The 237-nt window shown below is 74.7% G+C and carries 1 protein-coding gene; it reads right to left on the bottom strand.

Features of this window, described 5'->3' with window-relative positions:
• On the bottom strand, window positions 1-237 hold a 237-nt coding region (locus KVT44_RS57010; RefSeq protein ID WP_217577179.1), incomplete at both ends, for a DUF4349 domain-containing protein.

Raw genomic sequence — 237 nt, 5'->3', positions numbered from 1 at the left:
AGTCGCCCAGCGTGTCCGCCGGCACGCGCACGGTGATCCAGGTGCCGTCCGCAGAGGAGGTCGCGACGTCGCCCGACGACTCCGCGGACGGCGCAGCCGAGACGTTCATCGACTCGACGTACCCGCCGGCCGCGTCGGCGCGGTCACCGATCTCCCTGGCGGCGGCGGCCGGGTCTCCTGCTTCGAGGACGGTCGAACTGGTCGCGACGACCTCGCGCCCGGTGGCGGCGGTCGAGC

Source organism: Streptomyces sp. GbtcB7 (genome assembly GCF_019091445.1).
GTDB classification, from domain to species: Bacteria; Actinomycetota; Actinomycetes; order Streptomycetales; family Streptomycetaceae; genus Streptomyces; species Streptomyces mirabilis.
The sequence above is the reverse complement of the archived record's forward strand: the minus strand, read 5'-3'. Positions and strand labels throughout refer to the sequence as shown.